The 451-nt window shown below is 45.5% G+C and carries 1 protein-coding gene; it reads right to left on the reverse strand.

What is annotated here, in order from left to right; translation table 11 throughout:
* Window positions 1–451: ATP-binding cassette domain-containing protein (locus JHD69_RS20395; protein WP_441339505.1), on the reverse strand; the 451-nt coding region annotated here is incomplete at both ends.

Genomic DNA, 451 nt, shown 5'->3' on the forward strand with positions numbered 1-451 from the left:
ATTTGTTTGCCTCGGATTTCGAAAACGCTATCTAGGCTCAATTTTTCGGGATCGATTTGCTGATGCGACGAAAGCAAAAAGCTCTTGCCTTGAGCCACTTTGGTTTTGATCAGTTCGTAGAGCTTATGCGCCGAGGCCACATCTATGGTAATCAAAGGCTCGTCGAGAATGTAAAAATCAACATCGCCAATAAAGGCACAAACCAGGGAGAGTTTTTTAAGCATGCCACTCGAATAGCCTCCTATTGGTTGTAGCAGAAAGGTTTCCAGTTCGAAAAGCTTGGCCAGTTCTATGGCCTCAGCCTGGGTACCCTTTCTGGTTTCGCAATAAAAGTCCAATAGCTCCTTTCCGGTAATAAACAAGGGATATTGGGGCTCTGCTTCGGCATAACTGATTTGCGAGCGGAAAGCAACCGGATCTTGCCGTAAATCGATATTGTTCAGCTTTACCG

Source organism: Pedobacter sp. ASV12 (genome assembly GCF_016429155.1).
In the GTDB taxonomy this organism is placed as follows: Bacteria; Bacteroidota; Bacteroidia; order Sphingobacteriales; family Sphingobacteriaceae; genus Pedobacter.